15 protein-coding genes are annotated in these 18,214 nt (G+C 52.8%); all 15 read left to right on the forward strand.

What is annotated here, in order from left to right:
- The first annotated feature begins 146 nt into the window (after nt 1–146).
- The 15 genes from KCG48_RS01680 (at nt 147) to KCG48_RS01750 (ending at nt 18,214) form a co-directional block, all read left to right on the forward strand.
- Complete coding sequence (locus KCG48_RS01680; RefSeq protein WP_211799565.1) at nt 147–1,592, forward strand: O-antigen polymerase; 1,446 nt, start codon at nt 147–149, stop codon at nt 1,590–1,592.
- Between the two features lie 544 nt (nt 1,593–2,136).
- The gene (locus KCG48_RS01685) at nt 2,137–2,841 is read left to right on the forward strand and encodes an N-acetylmannosamine-6-phosphate 2-epimerase (protein ID WP_211799566.1); all 705 of its coding nucleotides are present in this window, start codon (nt 2,137–2,139) and stop codon (nt 2,839–2,841) included.
- Nucleotides 2,842–2,854: 13 nt separating this feature from the next.
- The gene (locus tag KCG48_RS01690) at nt 2,855–4,498 is read left to right on the forward strand and encodes an ABC transporter substrate-binding protein (protein WP_211799567.1); all 1,644 of its coding nucleotides are present in this window, start codon (nt 2,855–2,857) and stop codon (nt 4,496–4,498) included.
- Nucleotides 4,499–4,658: 160 nt separating this feature from the next.
- The gene (locus KCG48_RS01695; RefSeq protein WP_211799568.1) at nt 4,659–5,612 is read left to right on the forward strand and encodes an ABC transporter permease; all 954 of its coding nucleotides are present in this window, start codon (nt 4,659–4,661) and stop codon (nt 5,610–5,612) included.
- A gap of 13 nt (nt 5,613–5,625) precedes the next feature.
- Nucleotides 5,626–6,492 carry an ABC transporter permease gene (locus tag KCG48_RS01700; protein WP_211799569.1) on the forward strand — a complete coding sequence of 289 codons (867 nt, stop codon included), beginning with the start codon at nt 5,626–5,628 and terminating at the stop codon, nt 6,490–6,492.
- Nucleotides 6,493–6,501: 9 nt separating this feature from the next.
- The gene (locus KCG48_RS01705; RefSeq protein ID WP_211799570.1) at nt 6,502–7,509 is read left to right on the forward strand and encodes an ABC transporter ATP-binding protein; all 1,008 of its coding nucleotides are present in this window, start codon (nt 6,502–6,504) and stop codon (nt 7,507–7,509) included.
- A 1-nt stretch (nt 7,510) separates the two neighbouring features.
- Entirely contained in the window at nt 7,511–8,524 is a 1,014-nt protein-coding gene (locus KCG48_RS01710) for an ABC transporter ATP-binding protein (protein WP_211799571.1), read from the forward strand.
- Nucleotides 8,517–9,938, forward strand: a complete 1,422-nt coding sequence (locus KCG48_RS01715; RefSeq protein WP_211799572.1) for a hypothetical protein — start codon at nt 8,517–8,519, stop codon at nt 9,936–9,938. The genes KCG48_RS01710 and KCG48_RS01715 overlap by 8 nt, the downstream gene beginning before the upstream one ends.
- Nucleotides 9,939–9,958: 20 nt before the next feature.
- A complete protein-coding gene (locus KCG48_RS01720; protein WP_211799573.1) occupies nt 9,959–10,888 on the forward strand; it encodes a dihydrodipicolinate synthase family protein in 930 nt (309 codons plus the stop codon).
- A 59-nt stretch (nt 10,889–10,947) separates the two neighbouring features.
- Complete coding sequence (locus tag KCG48_RS01725) at nt 10,948–11,844, forward strand: ROK family protein (RefSeq protein ID WP_211799574.1); 897 nt, start codon at nt 10,948–10,950, stop codon at nt 11,842–11,844.
- Entirely contained in the window at nt 11,841–13,631 is a 1,791-nt protein-coding gene (locus tag KCG48_RS01730) for an exo-alpha-sialidase (protein WP_211799575.1), read from the forward strand. Before KCG48_RS01725 ends, KCG48_RS01730 begins: the two co-directional genes overlap by 4 nt.
- A 38-nt stretch (nt 13,632–13,669) precedes the next feature.
- A complete protein-coding gene (locus tag KCG48_RS01735; protein ID WP_211799576.1) occupies nt 13,670–14,482 on the forward strand; it encodes a MurR/RpiR family transcriptional regulator in 813 nt (270 codons plus the stop codon).
- A 2-nt stretch (nt 14,483–14,484) separates the two neighbouring features.
- Nucleotides 14,485–16,068, forward strand: coding sequence for an FAD-binding protein (locus tag KCG48_RS01740; RefSeq protein ID WP_211799577.1), 1,584 nt, complete (start codon nt 14,485–14,487; stop codon nt 16,066–16,068).
- The gene (locus KCG48_RS01745; protein ID WP_211799578.1) at nt 16,055–16,519 is read left to right on the forward strand and encodes a YhcH/YjgK/YiaL family protein; all 465 of its coding nucleotides are present in this window, start codon (nt 16,055–16,057) and stop codon (nt 16,517–16,519) included. The genes KCG48_RS01740 and KCG48_RS01745 overlap by 14 nt, the downstream gene beginning before the upstream one ends.
- 261 nt (nt 16,520–16,780) lie before the next feature.
- Complete coding sequence (locus tag KCG48_RS01750) at nt 16,781–18,214, forward strand: ATP-binding protein (protein WP_211799579.1); 1,434 nt, start codon at nt 16,781–16,783, stop codon at nt 18,212–18,214.

Below are 18,214 nucleotides of genomic sequence, written 5' to 3' on the forward strand. Positions count from 1 at the left end.
AATACCAAAGAATCAAGGCACACGAAGGGGGAAATCAGCCTGAGATAAGACAATTTTAAGACAGTGTTAATGTTTGTAATAGAGAATAAAAAATTGTACAATTAATCAATATGAGTAAAAATGATCCTCGATCGAAAGGACGAATTATGGAGTTAAAGAAAGGACAAAAGACAATTACGGGGTGGAATCAGGTCCTCTGGGAATCCCTGATCATCGCGGTAATATACCTCATCGGTTATCTGCTCTCCACAACCTTGACTATTCTCGCAGCGTTGGGGCTGGTTGCCTCCGCCATCGTTTTATATTTCTACTATTCCTTCCACGGAGAACGCTCTTTCCTGAAGCTGAAAGCGGTCTTCTCCGGTGTATGGCTCTTCACCACGGGCATCGCCCAATTCCAGTTCCTCAGCTATCAGGAACCCTGGAGTTCCACCACCTGGCTTAATATGGGCCTTGCCCATGTGACATTTGTGGCGGGGATTAATCTGAGTGCCACACTCTTTCCTTCCATCGAAAACTTCTTAAACGGTAAGGTGAAATCCAAAGCGCAAAGAAAGTTCCAAATTGGAAGCACCGATGAGAAGCTCTTCCTGGTGGCCACGGTCTCCAGCATTATCGGAATCCTGGCTTTCGTTGCCAATGTGATGATCAAGGGTTACATTCCGTTCTTCGTCATTAATACCAATCAGAATGCCTATGTGGACTTCTATAGCCGAGTCCATGTGTTCTTTGTGGCCAGCCTTGCCAGTGTGGGAGTATCCTTCTATTGTCTGATCAACTGTACCCTGGCTAAATGGAAGAAAGTAACCTTGGCTGTCTATATGTTCATCCTGGTCCTGGTCATTCCGACCTTGCTAGTCCAGCGGGGAGCCTACATCATTGCTTCCATCGTCCTCACAGCATCCATCTACGCCATGAGTAGCAAGAAGTTCTGGGTGCTCATCATCTGTGGAATCTTCATTGTCTCTGGCTATTTGGCTGGATCATCCCTGCGAGGCTACTCCGATGCCCAGCTGGCAGCGTTTTTCCCTACAAAAGATGCTGAGCCAAGCCCTGATGATGAAGAAATCACCGCAAATCCGGGGATTAACTTCCAGATTTCCCCGAAGCTTTCTTTCCTCTATTCCTACCTTACGGTGAGTCATGATAACTTCAACTCCCTAGTGGAACAGAAAACCGAAAGCACCTATGGACTCTACCAGATCAAGCCCTTCAACGTGGTGCTTCGTTCCAGTTTCATCGATGAAGAGCTGGAAGTCCAGGATGAGAAACTGGAGGATTACCGGGTGCTCCATCACCTGACGACCTTTAACCTCATCTCCATGGCATATATGGATTTTGGAACCGCAGGAGTCTTCCTCTTCACCCTCCTCTGGAGCTTTGCCTTCGGACTGGTGGAGACCTACTACAACCGCTATAAGGGACCCTTCAGCATCGCCGCTTATGCCGTGTGCCTTGTGCCCACAGCCCTGAGCTTCTTCGATCCCTGGATGTCGAACTTCGTGCCCTGGCTCCTTTGGGGAACCGTCTTCCTCATGTTCCTTGGAGCATCCCTGACGCGGAAGCGTCAGCCCAAGCTGAAGAACGATTAGGTTAAACTAGAAAATCCAATAGCTTTAATCGCCCTCCTCATCTTCGAATGAGGAGGGTTTTATATTGTGGTGAATCTTTCGCCTGACTGTGGTGAAGTCCCTCAATACTCGTCGTGAAAAGAGGAGTTCGAGAATAAGATAGAGACAAACCAAAACGTTAGGGGGTTTCAAGAATACCGTAACAAACTAATAAATGGTAACGACCGAGTTGGTCAAACTTCTGGAGTGGAAACTGCAGAAAAGTGGAGTATTGGAGCAGGGGAAGGCATCTATTCTCATCATTCTGGAGCACACTCCGAAAGAGCTGGACCAAATGAGAACAAGAAGTTAAGGTATACTTCAATGCATCCGCTTAAGTTCATCGATAAGGTTTTCATTGAGCCACAAGGGAAAACGGATTCAATACGATGTATACGGTTTTTCTCACAAATTTTCCTCAGTGTATATGTTTACAAAAAGATAACCCTGTGATACACTTCACTCATGGAGCGAAATTCATAAATTTAAAATTCTGGAGTAGATATGCTCCAAAAAGGAGTGACACATGGATAAGACAGCGTTATTGGACGCCCTGAGAAAGAAGATCATCGTCTCTTGCCAGGCGCTGAAGGGAGAACCTCTCTACCGCGAAGAAGGCGGAATCATGAAACTCATGGCCTTGGCCGCCCAAAGGGCAGGAGCCTCCGGCATCCGGGCCAACGGGGTGATCGACATCCTTCAGATCAAAGAAACCGTAGACCTGCCGGTCATCGGAATCCTCAAGAAGGATTATCCCCCCACCAAGCTCTACATCACCGTCACCATGGCGGAAGTGGACGCTTTGGTCGCTGCAGGAGCCGACATCATCGCCCTGGACTGCACCAAGCAGGAACGGCCCGACGGCAAGACCGCCGGAGAGTTCATCCAGGAGATCAAAGCCAAGTATCCGGAGCAGCTTCTCATGGCCGACATCTCCACCTTCGAAGAAGGGGTGGAAGCGGAGAAAGCCGGAGTAGACTTTGTGGGAACTACCTTAAGCGGGTACACGGACTACAGCCCCAAGAAGGACGGACCAGACTTCGAACTCATCGAAAGGCTTGCCCAAAACCTGACAATTCCTGTCATTGCCGAAGGCAGAATCCATACCCCGGAGGATGCCGCCAAAGCCCTGGAACTGGGCGCTCACTGCGTAGTAGTGGGCGGAGCCATTACCCGGCCCCAGGAGATTGCTGAAAGATTCATCAATAAAATAAATCATCGAAACGATTAAGGAGGAACAATCATTGAAGAAAATCATTGCTCTCATCGCCGTTTCCATCCTGTCCCTGGGGATCTTCGCCGGCTGTCAAAAGGCTGCGACCCCCGCTGAAACTCCCGCCGAGACCCCAGCAGAAACCCCTGGAGAAGTCTCCGACGGAACCCTGCTCCTGGCAGAAGCCCAGACCGCTGAAAACTCCGGCCGATTCCCCTATGTGTGGGTTAACCGCGGCGGTATCGTGAACCTCATGATGTACCGCTCCCTGTTCCTGGCAGATCCCACCCTGACCAAAGTGGAACCGGATCTGGCCGAGTCCTTCAAACTCTCCGATGACGGCCTCACCCTCACCGTGGTCATGAAGGACGGACTCAAGTGGTCCGACGGCGAAGCCCTCACCGCAGAGGACGTAAAGTTCAGCATCGCCACCAACCTGAAAGCATCCCAGTCCAGCGGCATCTACACCAACGCCTTCTCCAACATCAAGGGAGCCAAGGCCTGGAAAGAAGGAGCCGCAGACCTGGAAGGTGTGAAGGTCGACGGAAAGACCATCACCATCACCCTGGACGCCGTCACCGGAAACCTGGTGAACGTTCTCGGCCAGTTCGTTATCCTGCCCAAGCATAAGTTGGAAAACGCCAATCCCCTGGAAATCCACAACGATGCTTTCTGGAAGAGCCCTGTAACCAGTGGTATGTATAAAGTGGGCGAAGTGGTGGAAAACAACTACTACACCTTAGTACCCAGCGAAAACTATGAAGGCACTGCCCCCAAGATCCAGAAGATCCAGGTGAACTTTATCAACGATCTTGTCGCCGCCGCCCAGGCTGGAAAGAGCGACTTCATCACCACCAACGTCTCCGGACAGATCTCCGAATATAATAAGATTAAGAGCTTCAAGCAGTATCCCGTAGACATTCTCTTCTACCGCTACCTGGTGGCCAACATCAAGGACACCGAAGGTAAGGTCAACGAGAAGATTTCCGACAAGCGTGTCCGCGAAGCCATCCTCTACGCCGTAGACCGCAAGACCCTGGCCGAATCCCTCTACCCAGAACTGGCTGCTCTCTCCAACACCGGCGTACCCTCTGGCCTGGGCACCTACCTGAAGGGTGCAGAAGACTATGCCTACAACCCGGAAAAAGCCAAGGAACTCCTGAAGGAAGCCGGCTTCGACTTCAACCAGACCCTGAAGATCCGTTACTACTATAATGACCAGACCTCCATCGACTTCATGGATGCTGTGGCCTTCTACCTGAACGAAGTCGGCATCAAGACTGACGTCATGGCCTTCCAGAACGACGCCACCACCGAGCTCTACAAGACCAAGGATTATGACTTTGCCCTGAAGGGACTCTCCGCCTTCGGTTACGAAGAGTGGTACGGCGAGTACAAGTCCACCCAGGCCAACTTCAAGAACATCCTGGGCGGAGACACCACCTTTGATGCACTGATCAACAAGCTGGTGGCCACGGCCGATCCCGCAGAAAGAGCTTCCATTCTCCAGGACCTCCAGAAGCTGGAGCAGGAGAACCTGTTCAAGGTTCCGTTCTTCAACCTGAAGCAGATGATCTACGTCAACAATGACAAGGTGGTCATCCCTGCAGGCGTGGAATTCGGAAACCCCTGGTACAACTACGACATGCAGTTTGAGAACTGGACCGTGAAGTAATCAAGGCGGCCATTCTCCACAAGTAAATGGAATGAAGTGAATAACGGTATGTACCCCCATACCGTTTTTCACTGTCATTCGTCTGGATATAGGGGATCGCCCCAGGGCTGTACCCAGACTAATGACACGCTGAATGAGGAAAGAAAAGGAAGGGAATAAGATGCTGAAATTTATCATCAAGAAACTGCTGTTTATGATCCCGATGCTCATCGTGATCAGCGCCCTGGTGTTTTTCGGAATGGAGCTTACGGGTACCGATCCCATCAACTATATGGTATCGCCGGACATGGCCGCCAACGCCGCCAACATTGAAGCCCTGCGCGAAAGCCTAGGCCTCAACGATCCCGCGTTCATCCGCTACTTCCGCTGGCTGGGCGACATCCTCCAGGGAAAATTCGGCTACAGCATCATCAACGGCCAGTCCATCCTGGACATCCTAAAGAGCCGTCTGCCCGCCACCTTTGAGCTGGCCTTCGGGTCCCTCATCCTCTCCACCATCTTAGGCATTGGCCTCGGCCTCCTGGCCGCCATCAAGCAGAACAGCATCGTGGACTACCTGGCCCGCATCGTCGGTGTCATCGGCGTCTCCGTACCCCAGTTCTTCTTCGGCATCGTGGTCCTCATGATCTTCGCCGTACGGCTGGATCTTCTCCCCATCGGGGGGAGAATCCCCCCCGGAAGTACGGGCTTCGTCTCAAGAATCCCCAATCTCATCCTCCCCATGTTCACCATGGCCATATCCATGACCGCCACGCTCCTTCGGTACACCCGAAATTCCATGCTGGATGTCATGAATAAGGACTACATCAAGACCGCCCGCAGCAAGGGCATCCCTGAGTGGAAGGTTTACCTCAAGCACGCCTTCCGGAACGCCCTTCGGCCCACCTTGGTCATCCTGGCTTTCCGTCTGCCCATGCTCATCGGCGGCTCCGTGGTCATCGAGTCCGTCTTCTCCTGGCCCGGCATCGGTTCTACCATCCTGGGCGCCGTATCCGCAGGAGACTACCCCGTGATCATGATCACCACCATGCTCATCGCCGCCTCCATCTTGGCAGCCAGCTTCCTGGTGGACGTCATCACGGCAGCACTGGATCCCCGCGTGCGGCTGGATTAGGAAAGGAGAACCCATGGAGAATACAAAACAGATTAAATCAAGCATTCTAAAACAGAATCTCGAAAAGTTCGTCCGAAACCGGCTGGCCATGTTTGGCCTCCTCATGGTGGGACTCATCGTCCTCACCGCCGTCTTCGCCCCCCTCATCACGAAGTATGACCCGGTGAAGATCGACATGACGAGCATCGGAAAAGCCCCGTCCTCGGCCCATCTCTTCGGCACCGACAAGCTGGGCCGCGACGTCTTCAGCCGCGTCCTCTACGGCGGACGGATCTCCATCCTGGTGGGCTTCATCGGCTCCATCATGGGCTCCCTCATCGGCATGGTCCTGGGCTGCATCGCCGGCTACTTCGGCGGGAAGATCGATTCCCTCCTCATCCGCATCTCCGAGATCTTCCAGACCTTCCCCCAGATGATCCTCATCCTCATCATGGTGAGCATCCTGGGCCAGGGTGTGGGAAACCTCATCTTCATCTTCTCCATCACGGGCTGGATGACCACCTTCCGCATGATCCGCAATGAGTTCCTCACCCTTAGGGAAGAAACCTTCGTGGAAGTGTCCAAGGCCTTCGGCATCAGCGATGTGTCCATCATGTTCCGGCAGATCCTGCCCAACACCTTTTCCCCCATCATCGTGGCCACCACCATCAACATCGCGGGATTCATCCTGGCTGAAGCAGGACTCTCCTACATCGGTCTGGGCGTCCCCTCATCGGTACCCACCTGGGGCAACATCCTCAACGCCGCCAAGACCATCGACATCATCGTGAACAACTGGTGGCTCTGGCTCCTGCCGGGACTCATCCTGTCCTTCTTCGTCCTGGCCATCAACTTTCTGGGCGACGGACTCCGGGATGTTCTGGATCCCAAACAGCTGTAGGAGGAACAAATGGAAAAAGAATTAATTTTGGAAGTCAAAAACCTCCACACCAGTTTTAAGACCGGCAAAGGAGAAATCAATATCGTCAAGGACGTGTCCTTCAACCTCCACCGGGGGGAAACCCTGGCGGTGGTGGGGGAGTCCGGATGCGGAAAAAGCGTCACCGTCCACTCCATCATGCAGCTCCTTCCCGCCAATGGCTACATCAAAGGCGGCGAGGTAAACTACTATGACGGAAAGGGCAAGGAAACCATCAGTGCCCACAAGAAGAACGGCAAAGCCATGCGCAGCATCCGCGGCGCCAAGATCGGCATGGTGTTCCAGGACCCCATGAGTTCCCTGAACCCGGTGTACACCGTGGGTAGCCAGATCATCGAAAGCCTTCGTCAGCACCGGAAGTTAAGCAAAGCCGAGGCCATGAAGATGGCCCTGGAGATGCTGAAAAAGCTGGGCATTCCCGATCCGGAGAAGCGGATCAATGATTATCCCCACCAGTTCTCCGGAGGCATGAAGCAGCGCGTGGTCATCGCCATCGCCATGATCTGTAACCCCGACATCATCATCGCCGACGAACCCACCACCGCCCTGGACGTCACCATCCAGGCCCAGATCATGGAACTCATGAAGAGCCTCCAGGTGAACGACAACAAGTCCATCATCCTCATCACCCACAACATGGGTCTGGTGGCAGAAATGGCCGATCAGGTGGCCGTCATGTACATGGGCCGCGTGGTGGAATACGGGAAGATCAACGATATCTTTGAAAACCCCTCTCACCCCTATACCTCAGCCCTCTTAAAGTCTGTACCGGTCCTCGGCATGGACAAGAGCCAGGAACTGGTGACCATCCCCGGTTCCACCCCCAGCCCCGTGGGCCTCAAGCCCGGCTGCGAGTTCGCCGACCGGTGCCCCCATGCCAAAGAGGAGTGCCGCGGTAAGGACATCCCCAATTTTGAAATCACCCCCGGACACCACGTCCGGTGCATACTCTTCAATGACCACCAGGAGGTTCGATAACATGGAAAACCAAAAAGAAATTCTCTATGAAGTGAAGAACCTCAAAACCCATTTTCCCATTAAAGAAGGCTTCTTCAACAAGGTTACCGGCCATGTGAAGGCCGTGGACAATGTCTCTTTAGAGATCTACCGGGGCGAGACCCTAGGCATCGTAGGCGAATCCGGCTGCGGCAAGACCACCTTGGGCAAGACCCTCATGATGCTCCAGAAGCCCACGGAAGGGGAACTGATCTACCATGTGGATGGCCAAGAGAAGGACCTCACCAAGGTGAGCAAGGAAGAGCTCTTTAACTTCCGCAAAAAGGTCCAGATGGTCTTCCAGGACCCCTACAGTTCCTTAAACCCTTTAAAGAACATCTACGAGGCCTTCGAGGAACCCCTGAAGGTCCATGGCTACAAGACCAAAGCCGAACGGGAAACCATCATGCAAAAAGTAGTCCAGATGGTGAACCTTCTGCCCGAATATCTCTACCGCTATCCCCATGAGTTCTCCGGGGGCCAGCGCCAAAGGCTCTGCATCGCCCGAGTCCTTCAGCTGAGTCCCGAGCTCATCATCTTCGATGAGCCGGTGTCCGCCTTGGACGTGTCCATCCAGGCCCAGGTACTGAACCTGGTGCGGGAACTCCAGAAGGAGCTGAACCTCACCTACGTCTTCATCGCCCATGACCTGTCCGTGGTGCAGTACATGTCCGATCGAATCATCGTCATGTACCTGGGGAAGATCGTGGAAATTGCCGAGTCCAATGAGCTGGTCATGAACAGCCTGCACCCCTACACCAGTGCCCTTTTATCTGCAGTCCCCGTCCCCGAAGTGGGCGGCAAGATGCAGCGGATTATCCTGGAAGGGGATGTGCCCAGCCCCATCAACAAGCCCAGCGGCTGCCCCTTTAGAAACCGCTGCCGCTATGCCATGGACATCTGTGCAAAAGAAGAGCCAGTACTCCTGAAAAAGGAGAACGGCCATCAGGTGGCCTGCCACCTCTATGACCCCACGAAAGGAGATCGACATGCATAAGTTTCTGTTTCTTGACCACGGCGTGTTCAACGGATTTTTGATGAGCAATGCCAAACTCCATGCCCACCCGGTGATCAAAGACAAGGAAAACGGCGTCCTCTTCACCGAAGAGTTCTTTAAAACCCCGGCGAAGCCGTGGGAAGTGCGCTATGACAACGGCTATCCCAATGTGATCTATGATCCGGAAGAAAAAATCTACCGCTGCTACTATACCCTGTTTCTTCGGGATGACCATTCGGCCAATACTTCCCTGGAAGAGCGTAAAACCAGCACCTATCACCCCGCCAGCGGTCGGGTCACGGGCTGCTGCTATGCCGAGAGTAAAGACGGTATCCACTGGGTGAAGCCAAACCTAGGCCTGGTGGAGTATCTGGGCACCAAGGAAAACAACATCCTGTTCCGAAGGGCCCACGGCACCGGCGTCTTCTATGATAAACTGGAGAAGGATCCCGCTAAGCGCTACAAGCTCATCACGAAAGTGGATTACTCCCATGACCGACACTTCATGGTCACGGCCTTCTCCGCCGACGGCATCCATTTCTCCGAGTTCCACGAATGGCCGGAGCACAACCCCCAGGCGGACACCCATAACTTCGCCTTCCGGGATGAGCGCACAGGAAAATTCATCCTCATCACCCGGATCTGGAAGAACAGTCTGCGCATTGTGGCCAAGTGCGAAAGCGAGGACTTTATCAACTGGAGCGCCCCCGTGGAAATCGCCCGGGGATGGGGCTTCGAGAATGAAATCTACAGCATGCCCGTATTCCAGTATGAGAAGCTCTATCTGGGTCTGGCCTCCATCTACCACGAAGGAGACCAGGGAGCCGAGAACTTTGACCGGGTGGATGTTCAGCTCATGGCCTCCACGACGTTAGACGCCTGGGAAAAGATCGGCGACGAGTACTTCATCCCCCGGGGTGAAGGAAAGTACGGCGACGGCGAATTTGACAACGGCTGCATTTACGCCTCCATCCCCGTGGAAGAGGATGGAAAGCTCTGGTTCTACTACCTGGGCGGCAACGGCCAGCACACGAACTTCCGGGAAACCTCTTTAGGCCGGGGTTATGTGCCCAAGGACAAGCTGGCCTACTACGCCGCTAAAAGAAGCGGGGAAGAGGCCCTCCTCACCACCCGCATGGTGAACTTCTATGGGGATACCTTTAGGATCCTGGCGGATCTGGAGGAAGGCGGCCATGTCACCGTGGCCCTCAAGACCCCCAGGGGAGAGACCATGCCGGGCTTTGACCATGGGGATATGCGCCTCACCGAAAATAACGGGTGGTACGACATCTCCTACGAGAATCACAGCCTGTGGGAACAAGAAAGCAAGACCCTCATTCTGGAAATACGCTTCCAGGGGGCAAAACTCTATGCATTTGAAGGGGAACTGGATCTCATCCGGGCCCGGTATTAAGATTTAAGGAGACGATGATCATGGCAAAATTTAGCTACGAGGAGATCAAGGGCGTCATTCCCGCCCTCATTACTCCCTTTGACCACGAGGAAAATTTTGATGAGATGCGCATGCGCAAAACCGTAAACTGGCTTCTGGAGGAAGGGGTTCATGGCTTCTACCTCACAGGATCCACGGGGGAAGGCTTCCTCATGACCCCGGAAGAGCGAAAGGTCGTGGTGGAGGTCGTAGTGGACGAAGTGAAGGGGAGAGTTCCCGTCATTGTCCATGTGGGCGCCATCGGCACCAAGATCTCCATCGATTTGGCGAAGCATGCGGAAAAGGCCGGCGCCGACGCCGTGTCCTCCGTGCCGCCCTTCTACTGGAGATTCAGCGACGATGCCATCTTCCAGTACTATGAGGACCTGGCCACGGCCACCAGTCTTCCCATGATCATCTACAATGTGCCCTTAGCCGGACTCTTCGGCTTTGACTTCATCAAGCGTCTATCCGGAATCCCCCATGTCCATGGGGTGAAGTACACCGCCTACACCCATCAGGACATCCATAAGGCCAAGGCTCAGATCGGCAAAGACTTCATGGTCTACTCCGGCGCCGACGAAATGGCCGTCAGCGGCATCCTCAACGAAGCCGACGGCATCATTGGATCCTTCTACTCCATGCTTCCCGATGTCTTCGTGAACATCTACGACCATGTAAAGAAGGAAGAGTTCAAGGAAGCCCAGCGGCTCCAGAAGATCGCCGTGGACATCATCGAAGCCTCCCTGAAGTTCGACTACTACGCCGTCATCAAGGTGGCCATGAAGTGGATGGGCATGGATGCCGGCTATGTGAGACGGCCCTTCAGAAACCTCACCGCCGAGCAGGAAGAAGCCGTGAAGGCCAGCTACCGGGAAATCCGCGACCGTTACCAGGCCACCGACATCAAAGTCCTCAATGCCCTGGATTAAGAAGCAGCAAAAGTATGGCGTAAGGGGTACCCTTACGCCATTTTTCAAGGAGGAAGATCATGAACATCCTGGCCGCAGATATCGGAGGAACCTCCATCAAGATCGCCTTGGTGGATGAACAAGGAAACATCACCCGCACCCAAGAAGTCCCCTCGGAAGGCAAAAGGGGAGGCCCCCAGGTCATGAAAAATCTTAAGGCTGCCCTGGACACCTATGAGGGCTATGAGGCCATAGGGATCAGCTCCGCCGGACAGGTGGACAGCGAAAAAGGGATGATCCGCTACGCCAATGAGAACATCCCCGGGTACACGGGGATGAAGATTCGGGAAATCCTGGAGGAGCGCTACCATGTTCCCGTCAAAGTGGAAAATGACGTCAACGCCGCCGCATTAGGCGAAGCCCGGTTCGGGGCCGGTAAAAACTACAGGGATTTTCTCTGTGTGACTCTCGGCACCGGTGTGGGCGGAGGCATCTTCATCGGCCACGAGCTCTACAAGGGCGCCGACGGCATTGCGGGAGAACTGGGACATCTTACGCTGTATCCCCGGGGGAATCGCTGCGGCTGTGGACGCCTAGGCTGCTATGAGCAGTATGCCTCCACTAAAGCCCTGGTCCAGGTTGCCCAAGGAGTGGACCCTTCCATCAGCAGCGGCCGAGACCTCTTTCGGCGAATCGAAAACGGAAACCCAAGACTTAAGGAAGTCCTGGAGTCTTGGCTGGTGGATGTTGCCCTGGGGCTCTCCAGCCTCATCCATATCTTCAACCCCGAAGCCCTGATCCTCGGCGGCGGAGTTCTTGACCGCCCGGGGCTATTGGAGGACATTGAAAAGAAGGTCCGGGAAAACCTCATGGCCAGCTTCCAGGGGGTTGTCCTTCAAAAAGCGGCCTTAGGCAACCACGCCGGCCTCATGGGAGCCGCCTCCCTGCATCTTCCTTCGGAAGGAGCGGAAGCATGAGAAAAAGCACGAGCCAGACGGGACCCTTCCTGACCCTAAAGAACGAGTCCTTCTCTGGGAATCGCTTCCTGAACCTGGACGAGCATCTGGAGACCTTTCTTCAAGAAGAGGCCGTTTCCCTGAAAGCGGTGTTTCGCACCACTTCCGCAGAGGCCATGGCTATTTTTTCTATCTTCTACAAGGACAGTGCAGGCCCGGATTTTGCCTTCACCCTCTATCAGGGGTATCCCCAGATCACCCGCAAAGAGTCCCCGGGAAGCTACCAGGTGCTGCGACTGGATGAGGCCATAAATGACGGGGAGCGCCATGAGCTTCTCTTAAACTACGACAAAGGAGACTGGCAGATGATCCTCGACGGGGAGGAAAAGGCTGGAGGGAGCGGCCTTCGCCGCTGGTGCTGCTTTGGCTATGTGGGCTTTGCCTGTGTGGGACGCAGTGTTCAGCACTCCCAGTTCAGGGAGTATTTTGAGGGGGAACTGGAGGAGCTTTCCTTTTCCACCACCCCCTTTCTCCCCCAGGAAAGAGACCCTCTCGCCCTAAAGCGAATTGAAACCCAGAAAGTCTTCTTCCAGGGCCTTTCCGGGGTGGAGAACTACCGGATTCCTTCCATCCTCTACGCTCAAGGACAGCTTCTGGCCTCCTGCGATGCCCGGATGGAAGTTCCCGGAGACAATCCCAACCACATCGTGAGAGCCCTTCGGCGAAGCTTTGACGAAGGGGTCACCTGGGAAGAGCCGGAGTTTTTCCTGGACTACGGCGGCTACGGCCGATCCTCCGGGGCAGCCGCCATCGACGGCAGCCTCCTCTACGAGGAGGAGACACAAACCCTGTGGCTCCTCTATACCCACAGCGGGGCAAAGGTTGGAGCCTTTAACGCAGAGCCGGGAACGGGCTTTACGCCCACCGGGGAGATGATCCTCAGGGACAGCGAAGGGAAGCGATTTCTGCTTTTGACTAACCAGAGGGTGGTGGAGGAAGAAACGGGCCGTGTCACAGATATGACCGTGGATGCCTTAGGCAGAATTTTCCAGGAAGGGAAGCTCGTGGGAACTTTAGGGTCCGGCGAAGGCCCCCTCTATCAGCATCCTACCACGTACCTTATGGCGGTGAAGAGCCCGGACCTAGGAAAGACCTGGTCCAATCCCATACACCTCAACCCGATGGTAAAGGACGAGTCCATGAGCTTCCTCGGGGCTGGCCCCGGAGTGGGGCTCTGTCTAAAAAAGGAGCCCTATGCCGGACGGCTGGTGTTCCCCGTCTATGCCCTGGATCCTGAAAAGAAGCAGCGGGCCCGGGTGATCTACAGCGATGACCAGGGGAAAACCTGGCGGATCAGCGAAGGGATTGAAAGCGGGGAGGTGGAACTCACGGAGTGTCAGCTCCTGGAGATGGAGGACGGAACCCTCAGACTCTATGCCCGTAACACCTCCCCGCTAAAGGAGATTCTCACGGTGGAAAGTCACGACGGAGGCGTGACCTTTCAACACCTCCAGTCCGTGGGGGTGAAAAACCCTTACTGCCAGATCAGCGTCACCGCCTGCGGTGGAAAATATTACCTGTCCACGCCTTCCCACAGCACCTACCGCCTCCAGGGCACCCTCTATGAGAGCCTGGATGGTCTCCACTGGACCCCGGTACAGCTTTTAGAACCTGGAGAGTTCGGCTACAGCTGCCTGGTGGCGAAGAAGTACGGCAATTTGGGTCTTCTCTACGAGGGACGAAGCGTCAATGTGTACTATCAAGACATCCAAAGAAAAAATATGGTGCGGCCTGTTGAAAATCCTTAAGGGAGGCAGCACAATAGAATGAGGAAAGGGGGATTTCCATGGAATACCGAGAAAAAATCGAGCTCAACTACGACGGGCTCACGAAATCGGAACAAAAGATTGCGGACTATCTCATGAGCTATTCCGATAAGTTTATCTACATGACCCTGTCCGAACTCTCCGAGGGCATCGGTGTGGGGGAGGCCACCATCGTACGCTTCTGCCATAAGCTGGGCTACGAGGGTTTCCAGCACTTAAAGTTCGAAATCTCGAAAAGCACCATGGAGATCACCCATGCTGCGGAGAATTCCATTGTCAGCACGGTTCGGGAGAACATCATCAGTGTGGTGGAAAATACTGCCATTACCCTGAAGCCGGAAGCCATCGCCGAAGCCGTGGGGATTCTCAAGGCCAGTCAGCGGATAACCTTCATCGGCGTGGGTGCCTCCGGCATCGCAGCCCTGGAAGCCCAGAACCGGTTCCTCCGCATTGGACTCTATGTCCATGCGGTGACGGATCCGCACTTCCAGATGATGAACGCCGCCACGGCGAAGCCCGATGATGCCCTGGTGGCCATCAGTCTTTCCGGCTCCACCACGGACATTATTGAAACGGTAAAACTGGCCCGAAAGAACGGCTGCCGGGTCATTGCCCTCACCAACTCCCCGCTGTCTCTTCTGTCCAAGCATGCGGACTGCATTGTCCAGACAGCAGGGAAGGAAAGTCTCCTCACCGGCGGCTCCCTCATTGCCAAGATCTCTCAGCTCTATGCCATTGACTGCCTAGTGACAGGCTATGTCCAGGAGAATGAGAAGGAAGCCAAGGCAAACCGCGAAAAGACGGCTCGTTCCGTCATCGCCAAGGCGGAGTAGTCATGAAAACGGCAAGAGTCGTGGAAACCGACTGTCTCATTGTGGGATCCGGCTTGGCCGGTTCCCGGGCGGCCTTGGCCGCTGCAGAAAAAGGGATCCGGGTGCTGGTCGTCTCCCAAGGGAAGACCTTCTCCGGATCCTCCTTCTATCCCGGCACCTGGGGCTTTGGCCTCGTGGGACCGGAGGATGAAGAAGATGTGGGAAACTTTGTGGAGACTATCCTCGATGTGGGGAAGAACATTCCCGACAGAAACTTGGTTCAGGCCTTTGTGGAAGCCATCAACCCCACAGTGGATGAACTGGAATCCCGGGGGTTAGAGCTCCTGAAACCCACCCCAGGCCATGAGAAGGACTCCACCTATATTCCCTGCTTCGACCGAAAGCATCGGCGCTGGCGGGGACTCACCAAGGAGAAGGTGAAAGCCTTCTTTCAGAGGGAGTTTGAAAGAAATAAGATTGAGACCCTGGAAGACACGGAGATCCTGGAGCTTTCGGAGAACGACGGTCGAATCACCGGAGCCTTTGGAAGGACGCTAAATAACGAGCTCCTTTACTTTTCGGCGTCCTCGGTCATCCTGGCCACGGGCGGCCTGGGCGGGCTCTACCGCCACAAGCTCACCACCTCGGATGTCCTGGGCACAGGTTTAGGTCTGGCCCTTCGCCATGGAGCCCGAGGGATTAATACAGAATTCATGCAGATCATGCTGGGCTTTTCCCGGCCAGCGCCCAAAACCATCTTCAATGAGAAGACCTACGAAGCTGCAGTATTTCGCAATGGGGAAGGGGAGCGGGTCATCCCGATGCTTCTTCCCGAAGGGATTATGGAAGGAGAGGTCCTCCATGCCCGAAGCCAGCATGGCCCCTTCACAGCGAGCCGTTTAGGGAAGTATGTGGATCTCGCCCTCTTTCGTGCTTCGATGAAATCCCCGGAACAGGCCGTCCACCTGCAGTATGATCTCGAAAAACTGGAGCACCAGGAGTTCACGAAGGTCTACTTCGACTGGCTGAAGAAGGAAAAAGGCGTCAGCCCAGAGGAAGAAATCCAGGTGCGGCTCTATATGCATGCCTCCAACGGCGGCATCGCCATCGATGAAAAAGCCTATACGGGAGTTCCTGGCCTCTATGCCGCCGGGGAGTGTACCGGCGGGATGCATGGGGCAGACCGCATCGGCGGCCTGGCCACGGCTAGTGCCTTGGTTTTTGGGAAGATTGCCGGGGAAGAGGCAGCGAAGAGGGGACGAAATTGGGGAAAAACCCTCAGTCCCGAACTTCCGGGACTGAGGATACCCCAGGCCCAAGAACGAAGAAGAGTCATCCAGGAAAAAATGAGTGAGGATGCTTTTCTTCTTCGAGAGGAAAAAGCACTGAATACCTTGGAGGAAACCCTGAAAACCTGGGAAGGGGAGACAATGGAGGAGCCAAATCTCACGGTGAGCGAAGCGGCAGAGAGTCTTCGCCTCGTGAACCTCATGGTTTCGGCCCGCCATGTACTCAAGGCCATGGCCCAAAGACCCCATTCTTTAGGTTCCCACTACCGGGAGGATGATCCCGGTGATTTGAAAGGAGAAAAAGATGATTACCGATAATTTAAGTCAGATCACCAAATACCATTTTGACAATAAAAACCTCAACGAGGCCTTGGCATTCCTGGCTTCCCATCCCTGGAACGAGCTGGAGAAACGCCGCTATGACATCAAAGGCGAGGAAATCTTCCTCCTCTACCAGGAGAAAGTCCAGGAGCCCCTGGATACTCTTCGCTATGAAGTTCACCATCAGTATGTGGACATCCACTTCACGGTGAAAGGCCTAAACCTCATCCGCAGCACCCCCCGGGAGAACCTGGTGAATGCCACGGTGTACGACGAGAAGAACGACTTCTATCTGGGGGACTATGAAGGAGAAGCCTATACCGATGCCTATCTTGGCGAAGGCATGTTTGCCCTCTACTTTCCGGAAGATGCCCACTTGGGCAATGCCACCCTGGGAGAGAAGACCTCGGTGGAGAAGTATGTCATGAAGGTTAAAGTCTCAGGTTAGTGAAGTAAAAAAGTAAAGAAAACATGAAGACTCCACCTTCTTCAATGCGTTTAGCTTGGAGAAGGTGGAGTTTTATAAGGTAAAGATGGATCAAAAAAGATTAAACCATTTTAGTTAATTCACCTAAACTAGACTAAATTCAACTAAATTTGCATGATTTTAACTTAATTAAAGTTATTTTTAATTAAAATTTGACATTTTTCACTAATTTTAATGTAAATGACTGGAGTTTAGAGTAAAATAACGATAAGAGGTGATATTATGTTGGAAATTGAGCTCATTCAACTCGTTGAGAAAATCCAAAAAGAAAAATGTGAAAAACCATCACTAGAATTGAAGAAAGCTTATGGAGGAACACCACAAAAACTCTATGATACATTATCAAGTTTCTCCAACCAATCTGGTGGTGGAACTATTGTGTTTGGAATTGATGAGAGTGCTGACTATGAAGTTGTTGGGGTTTATGATCCACAAGATTTACAGAAAAAGATTTGTGAACAAGCTGAGCAGATGGAACCGATTGTTCGACCGCTTTTTACCATTGCTGAGATTCAAGGAAAAATCGTTGTGAGTGCAGAGATTGCAGAATGTGATATCTTCAATAAACCTTGTTATTATAAGGGATCTGGGAAGTGGAAAGGATCATACATACGCGTGGGTGATGGTGACCAGCTAATGACAGAATATGAGATTTACAGTTTTGAAGCATTTAAGCGGAGAATACATGATGAACAGCGTATTGTCGAGCGTAGCACCAGGAACCACTTAAAAAAGGATAATATCACTGAATATTTACTGAAAGTACGAAGACTAAAGCCCAATCTCATTCATATGGAAGACGATCGTATTTTGGAAACTCAAGGGATCATTAAGAATGGACAGCCAACACTGACAGGATTATTTTTGTTTGGGGAGTATCCTCAAGAATTTTTTCCTCAGCTAAGCATCACAGCGGTTGTAGTGCAAGGAAAAGAGTATGGTGATCTTGGTGATGAAGGGGAGCGATTTACAGATAATCAGCGTATTGAAGGTACTATCTCGCAAATGCTTGAAGGAAGCCTCAACTTTGTACGTCGAAACATGAAGACGAGCACGATTATTTCTGAACGAGGATTTAGACAGGATAAAACAGAGTACCCTGTGAAAGCAGTACGCGAAATTCTTTTAAATGCGTTGATTCACCGGGATTACAGTGTTCACACAGAAAGTTCTCCGATAAGACTAGTCATCTATGAAGATCGTCTTGAACTAGAAAATCCTGGAGGACTATATGGGCGACTTACGTTGGATAGTCTTGGAAGAGTAGCTGCGGATACAAGAAATCCATATCTAGCTGGAGCACTAGAGGTCATGATGGATACGGAAAATCGATTTTCGGGAATCCCAACGATTCGGGCGGAGCTAAAAAAAGCAGGCATGCCTGAACCGGTATTCTATAACCATCGAGGTGTTTTCAAGGTTGCTTTTTATAAAGGAATAAAAGAAAGTATTCATGAGAGTACTCTGACATTTCAATTACTTGAGTTTTGCAAAACACCACGAAGTCGTGAAGAGTTAGCGGAAAGATTTAATTTTTCATCGATACCCTATTTCATTAAAACCTATGTAGATCCTTTGATTGATCAAGGTTTGATTCAAAGAACAATTCAGGATAAACCGAGAAGTAAAAACCAGAAGTTCGTTACTATACAATGA

This window comes from Proteiniclasticum sediminis, assembly GCF_018128025.1.
GTDB classification, from domain to species: domain Bacteria; phylum Bacillota; class Clostridia; order Clostridiales; family Clostridiaceae; genus Proteiniclasticum; species Proteiniclasticum sediminis.